This window comes from Nonomuraea sp. CA-141351, assembly GCF_050944675.1.
Classification (GTDB): domain Bacteria; phylum Actinomycetota; class Actinomycetes; order Streptosporangiales; family Streptosporangiaceae; genus Nonomuraea.
In genome coordinates this window covers 4,710,131-4,726,060 of sequence record NZ_CP191982.1, presented here as the reverse complement: position 1 = coordinate 4,726,060, position 15,930 = coordinate 4,710,131, and the positions used below count along the sequence as shown (strand labels likewise).

The 15,930-nt window shown below is 70.6% G+C and carries 13 protein-coding genes; 4 read left to right on the top strand and 9 right to left on the bottom strand.

The annotated features are described in order from the left end of the window. Positions 1 to 83 precede the first annotated feature (83 nt). Complete coding sequence (locus tag ACQPWU_RS22335) at positions 84 to 332, top strand: hypothetical protein (protein WP_433443016.1); 249 nt, start codon at positions 84 to 86, stop codon at positions 330 to 332. Here the strand turns inward: ACQPWU_RS22335 and ACQPWU_RS22330 are convergent. From ACQPWU_RS22330 to ACQPWU_RS22310, 5 genes are read right to left on the bottom strand one after another with little or no spacing between them, the layout of a single operon-like run. Next, positions 305 to 1,624, bottom strand: a complete 1,320-nt coding sequence (locus tag ACQPWU_RS22330) for a hypothetical protein (protein ID WP_433443014.1) — start codon at positions 1,622 to 1,624, stop codon at positions 305 to 307. The genes ACQPWU_RS22335 and ACQPWU_RS22330 overlap by 28 nt on opposite strands. Positions 1,625 to 1,671: 47 nt before the next feature. Further along, positions 1,672 to 5,028: a hypothetical protein gene (locus ACQPWU_RS22325; RefSeq protein WP_433443013.1), complete on the bottom strand. Its 3,357-nt coding sequence runs from the start codon at positions 5,026 to 5,028 to the stop codon at positions 1,672 to 1,674. Further along, entirely contained in the window at positions 5,025 to 5,837 is an 813-nt protein-coding gene (locus tag ACQPWU_RS22320) for a carbohydrate ABC transporter permease (RefSeq protein ID WP_360701385.1), read from the bottom strand. The genes ACQPWU_RS22325 and ACQPWU_RS22320 overlap by 4 nt, the downstream gene beginning before the upstream one ends. Continuing rightward, positions 5,834 to 6,745 (bottom strand): carbohydrate ABC transporter permease, encoded by a 912-nt coding sequence (locus ACQPWU_RS22315; RefSeq protein ID WP_433443010.1) that lies wholly within the window; start codon positions 6,743 to 6,745, stop codon positions 5,834 to 5,836. Before ACQPWU_RS22315 ends, ACQPWU_RS22320 begins: the two co-directional genes overlap by 4 nt. Next, positions 6,742 to 8,043 (bottom strand): extracellular solute-binding protein, encoded by a 1,302-nt coding sequence (locus tag ACQPWU_RS22310; RefSeq protein ID WP_433443007.1) that lies wholly within the window; start codon positions 8,041 to 8,043, stop codon positions 6,742 to 6,744. The genes ACQPWU_RS22315 and ACQPWU_RS22310 overlap by 4 nt, the downstream gene beginning before the upstream one ends. Before the next feature lie 217 nt (positions 8,044 to 8,260). On the opposite strand from ACQPWU_RS22310, the gene ACQPWU_RS22305 reads away from it, so the two are divergent. The 3 genes from ACQPWU_RS22305 (at position 8,261) to ACQPWU_RS22295 (ending at position 11,561) form a co-directional block, all read left to right on the top strand. Further along, positions 8,261 to 8,998 carry a DeoR/GlpR family DNA-binding transcription regulator gene (locus ACQPWU_RS22305; protein ID WP_433443004.1) on the top strand — a complete coding sequence of 246 codons (738 nt, stop codon included), beginning with the start codon at positions 8,261 to 8,263 and terminating at the stop codon, positions 8,996 to 8,998. Between the two features lie 94 nt (positions 8,999 to 9,092). Continuing rightward, the gene (locus ACQPWU_RS22300) at positions 9,093 to 10,649 is read left to right on the top strand and encodes an alkaline phosphatase D family protein (protein ID WP_433443001.1); all 1,557 of its coding nucleotides are present in this window, start codon (positions 9,093 to 9,095) and stop codon (positions 10,647 to 10,649) included. Positions 10,650 to 10,664: 15 nt separating this feature from the next. Continuing rightward, the gene (locus ACQPWU_RS22295; protein WP_433442998.1) at positions 10,665 to 11,561 is read left to right on the top strand and encodes a discoidin domain-containing protein; all 897 of its coding nucleotides are present in this window, start codon (positions 10,665 to 10,667) and stop codon (positions 11,559 to 11,561) included. A 7-nt stretch (positions 11,562 to 11,568) separates the two neighbouring features. Here the strand turns inward: ACQPWU_RS22295 and ACQPWU_RS22290 are convergent, their stop codons facing one another. From ACQPWU_RS22290 to ACQPWU_RS22275, 4 genes are all read right to left on the bottom strand, one after another. Continuing rightward, positions 11,569 to 12,030, bottom strand: coding sequence for a hypothetical protein (locus ACQPWU_RS22290; RefSeq protein WP_433442995.1), 462 nt, complete (start codon positions 12,028 to 12,030; stop codon positions 11,569 to 11,571). A 105-nt stretch (positions 12,031 to 12,135) separates the two neighbouring features. Continuing rightward, positions 12,136 to 13,338 carry a hypothetical protein gene (locus ACQPWU_RS22285; protein ID WP_433442993.1) on the bottom strand — a complete coding sequence of 401 codons (1,203 nt, stop codon included), beginning with the start codon at positions 13,336 to 13,338 and terminating at the stop codon, positions 12,136 to 12,138. A 107-nt stretch (positions 13,339 to 13,445) separates the two neighbouring features. Then, entirely contained in the window at positions 13,446 to 14,153 is a 708-nt protein-coding gene (locus ACQPWU_RS22280) for a YqjF family protein (protein WP_433442990.1), read from the bottom strand. A gap of 32 nt (positions 14,154 to 14,185) precedes the next feature. Next, entirely contained in the window at positions 14,186 to 15,898 is a 1,713-nt protein-coding gene (locus tag ACQPWU_RS22275) for a sensor histidine kinase (RefSeq protein WP_433442987.1), read from the bottom strand. Positions 15,899 to 15,930: the final 32 nt, after the last annotated feature.

Genomic DNA, 15,930 nt, shown 5'->3' with positions numbered 1-15,930 from the left:
CGGGCGAGGGCGGCACCGTTGCGGTGACGGATCACCGCATCGTGCAATTGCGGTGATCCGCCCCCTTCGAGATGGGAGACCTGGTGCGCCACCGACTCGCCGCCCTGTCGCTACTCGCGTCCACCGCCCTGGTCCCGGCCCTGGCCGTGGCCACGCCCGCGCACGCCGACCTGACCCTGCAGAAGGTCTACTCCAGCCTGCCCTACGACATCTGCATCTCGTTCGGCCAGTCCGGGCAGCAGAACGGCCGGTGGGGCACCTGGTGGTGCAGCGCGACCCAGCCGCAGAACCCGCAGTACCCCACCTACGACCTGTGGGCGTACCCGTACTGAGGCCGAGACCGCAGGGCCGTGCCGTTCCATACCAGCGCCGGCGGCCCGGGGGTTGAGGGGCGCAGCCAGGCCACCTCCACCCCCGTGCCGACCAGCTCGAAGACGTAGGCGTCCGGGCGCCCCGGAACCTCCACGCGGCGGACGTCCTCCGCTCCGGCCAGCCGCGACGACAGCTCGGCGAACGCGTCCGCGCAGGGGTGCCGCACGGACATGGTGTCGCCCTCGAAGGCCATCAGCTGGAACTTCGAGAACAGCAGCTGCAGGAAGTTGTACGGGTCCGGCGCCGTGGGCTCGTCGGGTCCGAGCTGCCAGCAGACGGTCAGCCGGATGCCGCACGACAGGGCCAGCATGTTCCTGATGACGAGGTCGTCGGCGTTGAGCCGGTGCCGCAGGGCCTCGAGCTCCTCAGGGCAGCCGGTCATGAACATCTGGAGGGTGGGTGGCAGCTCGGCCATCCGGTCGTACAGCCGTTTCATGGCCGCGCGCACCGGTTCGGTGGTGAGCCGCCCCTCGTGGAGGTCTTCGACGGTCAGCCTGTGCCACGGCTGGACGCCCCCGGCCGCGAACACCTCGGTCAGGTGCTCGAACACCTCGGGGTACTGCAGCGGCAGCGGCCCGTTGTACTCGCCCGCCACGACCGGCTTGTCCCCCACCGCCGCGCGCACGTCCTCGATCGTGCGGGGGATCAGGTAGGGGTCCCCGTACAGGTGGATGTCGAAGACGTCGTATGCGTCCCGCCCCTCCTCGATGACCTGGAGGAAGAATTCCCGCTCGCCGTCCGGCTCGTCGGGGGCGGGGAACACGCCGGGCGGGCAGCCGCCCAGCACCACCGTGGCGTCCGGGTCGGCGCTCTTGACCGCCTGGTGGAAGGACGTGAGGTGGGCGACGTAGTCGGCGGCCGTGCCCGCCCAGAACAGCGCGATGCACGGCTCATTCTCGCACTGCCAGTAGCGCACGCGGCCCCGGCAGTGCTCCACGAGGGCGCGCAGCGTGGCCGCGTAGGCCGCCGGGTCGACGGGCGGGGAGGCGGGCAGCAGGTCGGTGGAGCGGGTGGAGCCCCATGGCGAGGACGCGCCCAAGGTGAACCAGAGCTCGGTGCCGTCGTCGACCTGGTCGAGCACGGCGTCCACCGCCGACCAGTCGTGGCGGCCGGGCTCGGGCTCGAGCTGCGACCAGTAGAAGAACACGCGTACCAGTCCTGCGCCCAGCTCCTTGGTCTGCGGGGCGAACGTGTCGGGCTTGGCGATGAGGCCGTACTGGATGCCCCGTACCACTCCGAGTTGGATGTCCATGACCTCACGGTCGCCGGTCGCTCTGGTAGAAAGCTGGCAGAGCGCTGTCAGGGGGTGCGCAGGCGGACGGGGCCGAACAGGCCGGTGCTGCGCTGGCCGGGGAAGACGAAGTGCGTGGGGCTGACCTCGTCCAGGTACGGGGCGAGCGTGCCGAGGACGAGGACCTCGATGGTGTTCTCGCCCTCGTCCAGCCCCACGTCGAAGGTGTAGGGCGAGCACACCCTGATCCCGCAGGGCCGCCCGTTCACCGTCACCTCGGCCGTGCCCCGGACCCTGCCGAGGTCGATCACGCCCGGCCCGGCCGCGGCGGCGATCGTGGTGCGGTAGCGGACGCCGCCGCTGTAGCCGGACAGGCCGCGCTCCTCCCAGTCGCCGAGCCGCATGCGGCCGGGGCCGCAGGTGAAGCGGACAGGGCCGGTCAGCTCCCCGGTGACCTCCAGCTCCGTTCCGCGGATCCGTACGGGACCCGTCGCGTCCGCCTCGATCCCGGTCACGCCGGGCGGCGGGTCCAGCAGGAAGCGCTCGACGCCCGGACGGCCGCCGGGCGCGGTGAACGTGGCGGGCAGGGCGGTGGGCAGACCGTCGAGCCAGCCGGCCTCGGGCAGCGGGTGGGGCCGGGTACGCAGGTGGAGCGCGGCGGGGTCGCCGTGCTGGCGCCGCCGTACGCGCGGTCGCGACGACCAGCCGGGGCCGGAGACCACGAGCCCGTCCACCAGCACCCAGCCGCCGGACTCCACGGTGATCGTGTTGTCGCCGGGCCGGAGCAGCCGGGACACGTCGTAGCGGCGCACCCGGGGGATGTCCGCCTCCTCGTACGGGTCGAATCCGCCCTGCCTGCCCGCCTCCACCCCGTTGACCAGCACGCGGCAGAACACCGTCGAGGCCACCTGCACCAGCTCGTACGGCGGCTCGCCGACGTGGACCGTGGCCTCCATGGGAGACCCGCTGATCCACTCGGGCCGGACGGCGTCCGCCGGTGAGCCGACCAGGCAGGCGTAGGCCCGCAGGTCGAGCGGCTCGTCGGGGACCAGCCGCAGCTCCAGCAGGTGTTCGCCGGGTGCGACCGGCGAGCGCGAGACCGCGGCGTATCCGGCGTCGTCCAGCGGCAGTTCCTCGCCGTCCAGCCACACGGTCTTCGCCGCCCCGGCCCCGACCGCCAGCCAGCCGGTGCGCGGGACGGTGAGCACGCTGCGGAAGCGTGCCTCCTCGCCCGCCCGCACCTGCCCGAACGCCAGGAACTCGCCCGGCACGTGCCCCTTCGGTCCGAGGGTCTCCCGGTGGATGGGGTCCTTGCGCAGGCCGCGTGAGGGCGACCACACCGACGGCGTCCACGGCCCGGCTCCCACCCGCTGCTCCCCGCGGGGCCCGAAGGTGGCGTGTACCGGCTCGCCGTCCGGTGTGCGCAGCGTCCAGCGCTCGACGGTGGCCTGGGTGCCGAAGTCCGCCCACGTGTCGTCCAGCGTCGGCACCAGCTCGACGTCCCACTCGTCACCGAGATCGACCTCGTGGGGGTACGACGGAGGCGTGGGCACCGCGGAAGTGGTCCCGTCGAAGATCAGCAGCGCCGCGGGCCCGTCGTCGAAAGGCACGACGACCTCCACCGCGTCACCGTCCCTTGTGTGCGGCAGCGCCCGGGTCTCCCCGGTGAAGGGACTGGCCAGCATCGGCGTCCCGGAGACTCCCCGCACCTTGACCCGCATCTCCTTGGCGTAGCGACCGGGGTCGAAGGAGATGGTGGCATCCAGCCAGCCCAGGTCGATGCCGCGCTCCTCGGGCCGGCCCACGCCGATCCTGCTGGCCATGGGGTGCGTGGCGGTCAGGAACACCAGCGTGGTCTCCCCGATCTCGCGCACCAGCGGCGGCACCGGCGCCTCGACCCGCCGTTCGAGCCCGGCCAGCGCCTCCCCCAGTTGCTCGCTCGACTCCACGTACGCGGCCGGCAGCCCCTCCGGCAGCGCGCCGACCGCGACCAGCAGCCCGCCGCCGGCGGCGAACTCCGCCAGCCTGGCCGCCACGTCCTCGTCGAGCACGGTGACGGCCGGCAGCACGATCGCCCGGTACGCCTCGGTGGAGACGCTCAGCCGCCCGCCCTTCACGTTCGCCCGCCGGACCGAGTCCTCGTCGATCACGTCGGCGTCGAAGCAGAGCCGGTCGAGCGCCCCGGGCACGGTCGCGAACCACGCCATGTCGCCCACGATCTCGCGGTAGACCTCCTGCGCCCGCGCGGCCTCGGGAGAGACCCCGTCCAGCCCGGTGCCAGCCTGCGACGTCGCGGTGGGCAGGAGCACCGCGACGTCGCAGGCGTGGCGGCCCAGGGAGAGCGCCGCGCACAGGCGGGTGACCGCGTCGGCGAAGACGCGGTGGTGCCGCCAGTACGGCTGGCGCCAGTCGGTGGAGGGAGGCGCCCACTCCCACCAGCCGCGCCTGGTCGTGTAGTAGACGGCGTGCGGGTTGTAGAGGTTGGCCCCGGCCCGCAGCCAGGGCAGCAACCAGTCGAAGGTCTCCTCCAGGGTGCCGCCCCAGCCGCTGGAGTGGAACGCCTCGATCCAGGTGCGCGGCCTGCCGTACAGGTGGGCGAGCGAGGAGTGCAGGCGTGCGTCCCCGTGGTGATCGGAGCCGGGCGCGCCGAACCAGCGATGGGTACGCGCGTAGTCGCCGTACAACCGCACCCCGTCCACGGGATGCCCGGCGCGGGCCGGGTCCTGCTGGTCGCAGCCGTTGAGCAGGCCGTGGCGCTCGTGCCAGGCGGCCAGCGGCCGGAAGAACGCCTCCTCGGCCAGCTCGGCGCGGGTGAGCTGGTAGGCCTGCCAGTCCGGCTCGTCGAGCGAGAAGGGCTCGCCGCGCCTGGCCGCGTACTCCTCGGCGAACGTGGCCGACCAGGTGGGCAGGGTGGGCAGCTCGTCCTGGAACGACCCGGCGATCACCCTGCCGAACCAGTGGCCGACCCGCCGCTCGAACTCCCCGTGCACCCGGTCGAGCAGCACCGCGCACGCCTCACGGGACAGGTAGTCGAAGCCGCGCGTCGAGACGGACCCGTCGGCGGCCAGCCACTGGCCGGCGAACTCCGGACGTTCCTGGACGAGGCGGGCCTGCAGGTCGGCGCCGGAGAAGCCGAGCTGGTCGTAGAACCACAGGTACGCGCCGAGCTCGAAGGCGTCGGCGCAGACGCCGTCCAGCAGCTCCCACCACGCCTCGGACAGGAACGGCGGATCGTCGGCGTCGGAGCCGAACAGCGGCCCCGACGGCGCCAGGTTCAGTATGACGAGGTTGCGCACTCCCCCGGCGACCAGGCGCTCCATCTGCCAGCGCAGCCGGTCGCGGCGCAGCGGCTCGCCGCTCCACCACCAGATGGCCGCCGGGGAGAACTCCCGGGGCGGGTCGCGCAGCACGTCCAAGAGGGTCATCCCTTCAGCCCGCTGGCGAAGCCCTTGATGACGTAGCGCTGCAACACCAGGAAGACCAGCACGATCGGCAGCGCGCCCAGCACGAGCCCGGCGAAGACCAGGCCGTGGTCGGAGACGTACTGGCCGACGAAGGCGAAGACGCTGACCGGGACCGTCTCGAACCCGGAGCCGCCCAGGTAGAGCAGCGGGGTGAAGAAGTCGTTCCAGATGAAGACGGCGTTGAGGATGAGCACGGTGCCGGTGATGGGCCGCAGCAGCGGGAAGACCACCTTGGTGAACGCCGTCAGGTGCGAGGCGCCGTCGATCTGGGCGGCGCTGGCGTACTCGCGGGGCAGCGCGCGGATGAAGCCGGTGTAGAGGAAGACCGTGAAGGGGAGCTGGATGCCGGTATAGAAGAGGATCATTCCGGCATGCGTGCCGATCAGCCCCAGATCGGTCACCAGCTCGTAGAGCGGGATCATGCCGAGCTGGAACGGCAGCACGATGCCCAGCAGGAAGAGGATGTAGAGGCCGTACCCGAGCCGGGTCTGCACCCGGGCCAGGAAGTAGGCGGCGAAGGAGCCGAGCGCGATCAGCGCGACCAGGCTGACGACGGTGATCACCGTGCTGTTCACCAGCGAGGGGCCGAGCGCGGCGGCCGTCCATGCCTTGCCGAAGTTGGCCAGCGTGGGCGGGCTGGGCAGCGCCAGCGGCGTCTGGGAGATCTGCGCCGGGTCCTTCAGCGACAGCGAGACCAGCGTGTAGACGGGGAACAGAAAGGCCACCGCCACCGCGATCATCACGATTTCCAGCAGGAACGTCCTTCTCACGCGGTCACCTCGCGGTTGCGCAGGTAGTAGACCTGGATGAGGGAGACGGCCGCCACGAACAACGCGAGCACCAGCGCGATGGCGGTGCTGTAGCCGAACTTGCCGAACACGAACGCCTGCTTGTACAGCACCGTGGACAGGGTCTCCGTGGCGTAGCCGGGGCCGCCGTTCGTGGCGGCGAAAACCTGGTCGAAGAGCTTGAGCCCGCCGATCGTGGAGAGCATGAGGTTGATCGTCACCGCGGGGGCGAGCAGCGGCCAGGTGACGTAGCGGAAGCGCTGGAACGTGCCCGCCCCGTCGATCATCGCCGCCTCGTGCAGCTCCTTGGGCACGCCCTCCAGCCCGGCCAGGAAGATGACCATGGAGTATCCGGCGTACTGCCACACGACCATGCCGGCGATCGACCACAGCGCGACCGACGGGTCTCCCAGCCAGTCCACGTGCAGGCCGAACAGCCCGTTGAGGCCGGCCGACGGGTCGGGGTTGTAGACGTACTTCCACAGGAACGCCACCATGACCGGGCTGACGACCACGGGCGCGAAGAAGACCACCCGCAGCACCGCCCGGCTCTTCAGCTTGGCGTTGACGCCCAGGGCCAGCAGCAGCCCGACGCCGTTCTGCACGGCCACGATGGCCACGGTGAGCAGCAGCGTGTTGCCGATCGAGCCCATGGCCTGCTCGTCGTGCAGGAGCGTGCCGAAGTTGGACAGGCCGACGAAGGCCATGTCCTGGCCGATGCCGCTCCAGTCCGTGAAGGCGTACACCACGCCGGCCGCGGCCGGGTAGAGCACGACCAGCGCGTAGACGACGAGTGCGGGCGCGGCGAACAGCCAGGACGGGGAGGTGGCGCGGAACCGCCGCCTCCGCCGTGAGGCTGCCGAGCGCCGCTGCACAGTCAGGGAAGTCACTTCTTGTACGCCTCGTCCATCTTCTTCAGCGCCTCGTCGATGGTCGACTTGCCGGCCAGCAGCTCCTGGATCACCGCGAAGTGCACGGGCTGCACCTCGGCGTTGGGCCAGCGCTGGTCCATGAACGGCACCGCCCGGTCCTTGGTGAACGGCAGGAACGACTGCACGGCCGGGTCGATCGTGGAGGAGGAGTCCTGGGTGAGCGGGATCGCGGCGATGGCCTTGGCCCAGGCGTTGATGTTCTCCTGCTTGCCGAGGAAGTCGATGAACGCCTTGGCCTGCTCGACGTTCTTGCCCTTGGCGTTCGCGCCGAGCCCGACGACCACGCCGGCCGGGATCCACACCTGGTTGGCATCGTCGGCCCCGGGCACGGGGAACATCGACAGGTCGTCGGGCGAGGAGGCCGCCTTGCGGAAGTCGGGCAGCACGGCCGACACCTGGATCGCCATGCCGGCCTTGCCGGTGGCCACCATCGAGATCTGCTGCTCGAACGTGGTGCCGTTCGGCTTGTCGTTGAAGAAGCCGCGCTTCTGCAGCTCCAGGTACATCTCCATGGCCTGGCGCCAGCCCGACTGGGCGAACGTGGTCTGCCCGGCGAGCTGCTTGTCGTCGAACGTCGGGTCCTTGGCGTAGACGGTGGAGGGCACCAGCGCGTACGTGATGAGCTGGGTGACCCACGGCGTCTGCGCGCCCAGGGCGATCGGCGTGATGCCGGCCTTCTTCAGCTTGTCGCAGACGGCGAGGAACTCCGTCCACGTGGTGGGCGGCGCGTCCACGCCCGCCTTCTGGAACGCCTTCTTGTTGTAGACGGCGCCGATGACCGACGACCCGGCGGAGTAGATGTAGGTCTTGCCGTCGAGCTGGAAGGCGGGCTTGAAGCCGGCGGGAATCGTGTTCGTCCAGGCCTGGGCCGACAGGTCGGCAAGCAGCCCGGCCTTGGCGATCTGGCTCATGGACATCGCGCTGCCGTTGCCCGGATACACCACGTGCAGGTCAGGCCCGTTGCCCGCGCCGAGCTGGGTCCGCACGGAGGTCTGCACCTGATCGGTGGGGGCGTAGGAGGCGGTGAGCCGCACCTCCGGCTTGGCCTTCTGGTACGTGGCGATCAGCTCGTCCAACGGCGCCTTCTGGTCGGCCACGCCCACGACCTTCAGGTCGAGGGCCGCCACCCCGCCGCCGGTCGTGGCGGTGGTCTCGGGCTTGGTCGAGCAGGCCGTGGCCGCCGCCGCCACCGCGAGGCCGCCCATCATGCGGAAGAACTGGACCCGGCTCAGTCGGGCGTCACGCAGATCGGTCATGTCATGTCTCCTCGACGGCGCTGGCGAGCCGATACGAACGTTTTAATGACGGGTCTGTTAAGTTAACAGCCAAACTTGTTAAAACTGAGGGATGTCGGGAGGTTACGAGTCGCCCGAGAAGGGTGTCAAGAGTAGGATCCGCAACCGTCCTAGCGAGGGTGGGGGCTTAGTGAAGTCGCGGCAGCACACCTCTGGCAGGTCCGCCCGGTGGCGGGACATGGCCGAGCACATCGTGCGGCAGGGTTCGGCCTCGGTGACGGAGCTCGCGGAGAGCTTCGAGGTGAGCGTGATGACCGTGCACCGGGACCTCGACGAGCTGGAGCGCCAGGGCATGGTGCGCAAGGTCCGGGGCGGCGCCACCGCCCAGGCCTCCAACGTCTGGGAGAGCAACATCGCCTACCGGCTCCAGGCGCACACGGCGGAGAAGGACGCGATCGCCAGGGTGGTGGCCGGGCTGATCGAGCCGGGCAGCTCCGTCATGCTCGACGACTCCACCACGGCGCTGGCCGTGGCGCGCCAGCTGGGCGAACTGGCGCCGCTGACCGTCCTGACGAACTTCCTCGAGGCGATCAGGCTGCTCGCCGGCACGCCCGACATCCGGCTCATCGCGCTGGGCGGCGAGTACCACGCCACCCACGACTCGTTCCTCGGGCTCGGCTGCGTGGACGCGGTCGAGGCGGTCAGCACCGACGTGGTGGTGGTCTCCACCTCGGCGGTCTCCGACCAGTACGCCTTCCACCAGGAGCAGGAGATCGTGCTGGTCAAGCGGGCGATGCTGCACTCGGGCACGCGGCGGATCCTGGCCGTGGACGGCTCCAAGCTGGCCAGGGTGGCCCTGCACAGGGTCGCGCCGCTCGAGGACTTCGACGTCATCGTGGTCGACTCGAACGCGCCCGCCGAGATGCTGCAGCGGCTGCGCGACCGGCACCGGCGGGTCGAGGTCGCTCAGTTGTAACAGCAAGATCTGTGATTTGTAACTCAAGTCTTGTTAAGACCTTGCCTGCTTGCTACAAAGTGAGGGCTTTCGCCCCCGCACGTGAGGAAGCAGCATGCACACCCGCCGTTCTTTTCTCGGCCTCAGCGCATTAGCCCTGGCGTTCAGCACCGACCTTGCCGACCCGTGGACGGCCCAGGCCACGGTCAAGGGCGACTATCCCTTCCAGCTCGGCGTCGCGTCGGGAGATCCGCTGCCCGACCGGGTGGTGCTCTGGACCCGGCTGGCGGTCAAACCGCTGGAGCCGCTGGGCGGCCTGCCGTACAACAAGATCCAGGTGGAGTGGGAGATCGCGGAGGACGAGGGGTTCACCCGGCGCGTGGGGCACGGCTCCACCTGGGCCACCCCCGAGTACGGTCACTCGGTCCACGTGGACGCCAAGGGTTTGCTGCCCGGCCGCGAGTATTTCTACCGTTTCCGCACCGGGGGGGAGCTCAGCCCGGTCGGCAGGACCAAGACGGCCCCCGCACTGCGCAGCAGCCCCGAGTCGCTCCAGCTGGCCTTCGCCTCATGCGCGTCGTGGCAGGACGGCTACTACGCCGCCTACCGCCACCTGGCGGAGGAGCAGCCCGACGTGGTCTTCCACCTCGGGGACTACATCTACGAGTACGGCATCGTGCCGTCGGGAGGCAACCGCAACACTCCGGTGCCCGAGCAGTTCCGGGTGCAGTGCGACACGCTCGACCGCTACCGCGTCCAGTACGGCCTCTACAAGAGCGACCCAGACCTGCAGGCCGCGCACCAGGTGGCGCCGTGGATCGTCACCTGGGACGACCACGAGGTGCTCGACAACTGGGCGGGCAAGTACGGCCCCGGCGGCGAGGTGACCGAGCAGGACTACCTGGTGATCCGCGCCAACGCCTTCCGCGCGTACTGGGAGAACCTGCCGATCAGGGTGCCGGCCGTGCAGGGGCCCGACGCGCGCATCTACCGCAGGTTCGCCTTCGGTGACCTGGCCGAGTTCAACGTGCTGGACACCCGCCAGTACCGCGACGACCAGGTCTGCGGCGACGGGCAGCAGATCGACTGCGCGGAGCGGCTCGACCCGGCCCGGCAGATGCTCGGGGCCGAGCAGGAGAAGTGGCTGCTCGACGGTCTGGGCGCCTCCCGCGCCAAGTGGAACGTGCTGGCCCAGCAGATCGCCATGATGCAGCTCGACTACGACGCCGGGCCCGCCCAGAAGCTCAGCATGGACCTCTGGGACGGCTACAAGGCCGCCAAGGACCGCGTGCTGAACGGCATGGTCGAGCGGCAGGTCAGCAACCCCGTCGTCCTGACCGGCGACATCCACTACAACCTGGCCGGCGAGCTCAAGGCGAACTTCGACGACCCCTCGTCGCGCACGGTCGGCGTGGAGTTCGTCGGCACCTCGGTCAGCAGCGGCGGCAACGGCAACGCGAACACCGGCCTGCCGCCCGGGGGCAGCGACCCGGTCAACCCGCATCTTCGCTTCTCCAGTTACCAGCGCGGCTACGTCTCCTGTGAGGTCACCCGGAGCCAGTGGCGGGCCGACTTCAAGGTGGTCCCGTACGTGGACCGGCCCGGCGCGCCGGTCTCCACCCGCGCCAGTCTCGTGGCCCTCGACGGCGTGCCCGGCCTGCACGCGCTCTGACAGGAAGGACCGATCATGCGACTCCTCACCGCCGCGCTGGCCGCCGCCACCGTCCTGACCGCCACGGCCGCGGCCTGGCAGCCCTCCCCCACTGAGCCCCCTTCGGTCCCATCGGTGAAGGTCCGGCAGGGAACGTCCAAGGGCACGGGCAAGCTGACCCCGATCGCGGGCTCCGACCGGGTGCTCGCCCCGCTCGGCGTGGACCCGGCCTGCCCGGCCAAGATCGAGGTCGGCATGCGCAGCGACGCGAAGAAGCCTTCGTACGCCAGCCTGTCCGTGGAGATCGATCAGCCGCTGTCCGCCTCCCGCTCGATGCTGACCAGCTACCTGCCACCCGGCTACGAGCTCGGGGCGAAATTGCTGATCGCCGTCCCTCCCACCACCTCCGAGGGCGAGTACGGGCTGCGGCTCAAGACCGCGAACCAGACCCTGCCGGTGCCGGTGCAGGTGGTAACCCTCGACAAGCTCGACAACGGCGGAAATTTCGCGCTTTATCGCCCGATCACCGCCTCGTCCCAGCACACCAACGCGAACTACCCGCCGTGCAGCATCGCGGACGGCGACTCGGGCTCCAACGGCTGGGCCGGCGGCAACGGCTGGAACGACGCCACGTCCAGGGCCTGGCCCGACACGGTGGCGATCGCGCTCGGCGGGGCCAAGCAGATCTCCCGCGTGGACCTCTACACCCTGAACACCGAGCGCTACCCGGCCTCGAGCGTCGGGCTGCGCGACTGGGACGTCCAGGCGGGACTGAACGGCCAGTGGCAGACGGTCGCGCAGGTCCGCGGCAACACCGCGGGCAGCGTCCGCTCCGACTTCGCGCCGGTGACGGCGGACGCGGTCCGCATCGTCGCCCTGGCCTCCAACGGCGCCAACGACTACACCCGCATCATTGAGGTGGAGGTCCGCTAGGCCGCCCCTAGAGCCCGTCGGAGCGGATGCCACCGCCGGGCTCACTGCCGGCGGCCAGGGGGCGGATCTCGCTGAAGAGCTGCAGCGTCACCGGCCGTATCCGCGCCCTGGGCCAGCGCAGCCGCAACGGGGAGAACGCCGCCGCCAAGACGATCTTCAGGTACGAGCGGCCGGTACGGCCGACGGGCACCGGGACGCACAACCCGGACACGCCGGCGACGGTCTCCCGGCGGCCGACCCGAAACCGGCTGGTCCCCCTGACCCGGGGTCCGCCCTCGAGGCTCACCGAGTCCCAGCAGAGCTCGGCGGCCCCGGGGAAGGCCAGCCGCAGCGTGAACCCCGCCAGCGACCCGCCCGGATCCAGGTAGAAGGAGCCCTGGAAGTCATGCGTCCCGAGGCCGGTCGACAGCTTCGCCTCGCTGGCGTCCATGGCGATCATCCAGGCGCCGGGATCGGTATAGGGGATCAAGGGGCTCACCTCGCTATGGAGTACGACGCGTCTACACAGATAAGACGTCTTTACTCCGGCAAATGTGACATTCTTCGCCCATCACCCGTTCCGTCGAGGGGGAGGTCAGCGTCTGAACGCCAGGCTGCCCACGGGGTGCTCGCCCTCCGTCTGCAGGCGGTACTCCTGGCCGGATTTCGCCCGGTTCTCCTCGATGACCCGCTCGGACGGCGCCTTGTCGCCGCCCATGATCGCGTCCTGCATCTTCTGGAAACGCTCGTGCGCGTCCTGGACGTACCCGGTCCCCAGGGTGGTGAAGTCGATCTGGGTGGCGATCAGCTCGCGCAGGTAGGCCTTGTTCGGCTCGAACGTCACCGGGGCCGGCAGCTCGGGAGCGCACACCTCCTCCGGCTCGCGCCCGTCGTGCCTCTTGAACAGCTCGGCGGCCAGCCGCAGGTGCTCCAGCTCCATGTTGAGGTGGAGCTCCCAGATGTTCTTCACCCTCGGGTCCGACTCGGTCTCCATGAACGAGTGGTACATGTAGCACTCGTTGTACTCGTGGTTGAGCAGCATCTCCCACCAGCTCTCGCCCGGGTCCACGAGCGACTCGTAGTGGGTGACGTGCTCCTCCTCGATCAGGGCGATCTCCTGGTAGAGCCGGCGCGCGATCGGCTCCATGTACATGGGGCCGACGTTCATGTAGAAGTTCATGGTCTGCTGCTCGGCCGCCATGATCGTGAGCGCGTGCAGCTTGGAGATGGGCGCGGTGTTGCTCCTGTCGTACGGCTCACGCACGTTGTCCACCGGATCCCGATGGTGCAGGTACGTCGGCCGCCCCGGCATCACCTCGGTCAGCTGGTCCACGATCTTCTCGGCCTTGCGGCGCTCGATCATCTCGTACAGGTTCGCGTACCGGTACAGATGGTCGAAGTCCTCCAGCACCCCGAACTGGTAGGCCTGCTTCAAATACCCGTCCGGCTCCATCCGCGCCACCCACGCCGTCAGATCCACCGCGACCTGCTCGTAGGCGAGCGTGGTCTCCAGCACCGACGACACCCCGGGCAGCAGCCAGTTGACCACCTTCTGCTGCTGCGCCTCGATGTAACGCACCCGCGCCAGCTGCTGCTTCAGCTCGATCTCCGGGCAGTGGCGGGCGAGATGGTGGCTGAAGAAGATCGCCTCCGTCTCGATCCCGTTCATGGCGATGATCCGGCACCGCGTGTACGGATCGGCGTGGTCGGGATCGATGGGCTCGACGTTCAGCTCGCGCCAGTTACGCAGCTGATCGTCCAGCGGGATACCCCGCTCCCGGAGTGGGTTGAAGGTCATGTGAGCAGCGCTCCTTCGAGGCCGTGGCATTCGGGTTGCGGCCTACCCGGGGCAATCTCCCCACTACACCGTCGAAGGTCCTAGAGATGGCAATGCCTCCGACACGGTCACCAACGCCACATTCCCACCCGCACCGGGACTCCGGGAGAGGAGTGCACGAGCGGCGGCCCGGAAGGCGCGGGCAGCCCGGCGGACTGGAGGAGACACTGGTCCAGGTCGGTCAGCTCGGCCCGGCGCAGCGGCCATGGCGGGTGCTCCACCGGCGCGCGGGCCAGCCGCCCGGCCACGAGGGTGAACAGCAGGAAGCGATCCGTCAGGAAACTCGCGATGCCGCCCCGCTCGCCCTGCTCCAGGGGCAGCCCCACCGTGACGTCCGCGTCGCACCATGCCTGGCCGTGCCTCGGCCAGATCCGGCGGCACCGGTAGCGGGTGTGGGCGCCGTCGGAACGTACCGACATGTCGGACCAGAAGTACGGCAGCCAATAGCCGGCGCGGCCCCCGAGCGCGGCGGCGAGGCGACCGGCGTCCAGCGACAGGAACCAGATCCCGCTGCGCCCGCGCCCGTCGCGGACGTAGGTCCGCACGTTGGTCTCCGGAAACGTGGACAGCCCTGGCAGGGTGGGCGCGCCGGGCACGCGTACCTCGTCCATGCGGAACGGAGCCAGACCCACCCAGGCCGCCCCGTCGTAGGTCTCGACCGTGAGGCAGTCCGGCACCAGGCGCCGCACGAGCTCGGCCGGGTAGCGCCAATGGATGAAGGTGATGTCCGACCAGCGGTTGTACATCACCGGCCGGGCGACACGAGGAGACTGCACCTCGCCTATCTACCCGTCACCGGCGCCGCCACTCACGCCGAGCGCCCGCGGTCACGCATGGGCAGCGTTGCCTCGAGCCGGTAGTGGTGGTCCCGCGAGGTGGTCGTGAGACCGCCGCCGCGGGCTGCGAGGCGTTCGGTGAGGTTGGCGAGGCCCTGGCCGGGGTCGGATGGGCGACCGGTGACGCCGTCGTTGGCCACGCGGAGGCGTACGTGGTCGCCGGAGGCGGACAGGGCGATCGTCACGTGGCGTGCCTGGCTGTGCCGCAGCACGTTGGTGACCGCCTCGCGAACCACGACGGCGAGCAGGGCATCGTCGGTGTCGTCGGGCAGGAGCGCGGGGTCGGCGTCGATCCGCACCGTCGCGCCGGTCGCCTCCAGGATCTCGCGGGCCGAGGTCAGCTCGGACCGCAGGCGGAGCTCGGGCTCGCGGTCACCGGGGATGGCGCGCAGGCCGGCGAGAGCGTCGCGGGCCACGGTGACGATGCCGGCCAGTTCGGCCGCGGCACGAGCCGGGTCGCGGGCGGCCAGCTCCGCCTTGACGGTGATCGCGGACAGGCCGTAGCCGATCAGATCGTGCACGTCCTGGGCGATCCTGCGCCGCTCCCGGGCCGCGGCCAGCCCGGCGAGCGCCAGCCGCGACTCGCGTACCTGGTAGACCAGCCGTGTCACCGCGGTCAGCCCGTAGAACATCGCCGACATGCCGGCCACCTCCAGCAGGGCGGCCGGTATGCCCGCGGGCGAGCCGTACCGGAGCAGGAGCACGATGGGCACGCTTCCCACCACGACCGCGTAGAGCACCCACGCGATCCGCCACGAGGGGATCACGATCAGCAGCGCGGCGGCGGCCCAGCCGGCCAGCTGGTAGTACGGGCGGTGCGGCTCGAGCAGCGGCAGCCACGCGATCATCAGCTGCGCGGGCAGCGTCCAGGCGGCGTGCCGCGGCCAGGTGCCGGGAGGCCGCGGCAGCGCGTGGTACGCCTGCAGAGCGACGACCGCGATGACCATGGCCCAGTACGCCACCCGCAGCCCGACCGGCACCGGCGCGCGGGCGACGACGATGATCGCGGCGACCGGGAACCACAGGTAGACGACCGTCAGGATGGGCACCGCGAGGCGCGGGGTCAGATCGCCGGGCGGCGGCATGGGTGCGGGCTCGGGGCGCCGCCTGGCCTGCTGCGCGGCCCGCCGGGTCAGCGGGGGGATCTCCTCGGCGCGCCCGGCGGCGGCCAGCCCGATGACGCCGGACAGCGCGGAGCCGAGCACGGTGTCCAGGTTGTGGCCGGCCCGCTCGCGCTCCTCGGCCACCGACTGGGCGGCCAGCTCGGCCCGGGTGGTGTGCAGCTCGTCGCGCAGATCGCTGAGCCGGGTGAGGGCGAAGACGACCAGGCCCTGCGTGACCGTGTTCCCGACGGCGTTGACCCAGACGTACGGGTCGGCGCCGAGGTTGATCACGCCCGCGGCGGCGGCCACGCCGGCGAACAGCGCCCAGCGGAGCGGGCCACGTGCGATCAGCAGCACGGAGGCGGCGAAGAACGCCGAAGGACCGCCGAACGGGACCGGGCCCATCCAGACGAACAGCACCGCCTGGCCCGCCACCAGCCACCAGCCCCGCAGCCGCCTGGTCCGCGGTAACGAGCACAGGACCTGCAGGCCGAGGGAGAGCAGGGCCGGCACGCCTGGCAGGCCGGCCGTCGGGGGGATCACGAGGAGGACGAGCACCACCAGGATGATGAGCGTGGACACCCGATCCCCACCGCGACATGACCTTCACCGTT